Source organism: Hymenobacter lapidarius (assembly GCF_001816145.1).
GTDB classification, from domain to species: Bacteria; Bacteroidota; Bacteroidia; order Cytophagales; family Hymenobacteraceae; genus Hymenobacter; species Hymenobacter lapidarius.
Genome location: NZ_MDZB01000040.1, coordinates 1 through 773 on the forward strand (window position 1 = coordinate 1; position 773 = coordinate 773).

At 73.1% G+C, this 773-nt stretch carries 2 protein-coding genes; both read left to right on the forward strand.

What is annotated here, in order from left to right:
* Positions 1 to 522, forward strand: a 522-nt coding sequence (locus BEN47_RS20725) for a sensor histidine kinase (protein ID WP_317039444.1), incomplete at its 5' end; no start/stop codon positions are given.
* 46 nt (positions 523 to 568) lie between these two features.
* Positions 569 to 773, forward strand: a 205-nt coding sequence (locus BEN47_RS21915; RefSeq protein ID WP_239691474.1) for a sensor histidine kinase, incomplete at its 3' end; no start/stop codon positions are given.

Here is a 773-nt window from a genome sequence, read left to right on the forward strand (position 1 = left end):
CAACTGGTACAGGCGGAGAAGATGGCGTTTTTGGGGGAGCTGACGGCGGGCATCGCCCACGAGCTGCAGAACCCGCTCAACTTCATGAAGAACTTCGCCGAGGTGAGCACCGAGCTGGTGGCCGACATGGGCGGGGCGCCCGGGGGCGGAGCGAACGGGACGGGGTCGGGGCTGCAGGGGGAGATTCTGGCGGGGCTGAAGCAGAACCTGCAGCAAATCAGCCAGCACGGGCAGCGGGCCTCGGCCATCATCACCGACATGCTGGCCCACTCGCGCTCGGGGACGGGGCCGCGCCGGGCCACGGACCTCAACGCGCTGGCCGGCGAGTCGCTGGCCCTGGCCTACCAGGGGCTGCGGGTGCAGGACCGGGCCTTCCGGGCGAGCCTGGCCACGGACTTCGACCCCCAGCTGGCCCCGTGGCCGTGGTGGCCCCCGACCTGGGGCGGGTGCTGCTCAACCTGTGCGCCAACGCCCTGTACGCCGTGCGCGAGCGCCAGCGGCAGGAAGCCGCCCTGGCCGTAGCGGGGGGGGGGGCGCCTCGGACGAACCGTACGAGCCCGCGGTGGCCGTGAGCACGCGCCGGGCGCCGGGCCAGGGGGTGGAAATCCGGGTGCGCGACAACGGCCCGGGCATGGCCGAGGCCGTCAGGGCGCAGGTGTTCCAGCCCTTTTTCACCACCAAGCCCGCGGGCGCGGGCACGGGCCTGGGCCTGTCGCTGAGCCACGACATCGTGACCAAGGGCCACGGCGGCACCCTCACCGTGGAGAGCTGCC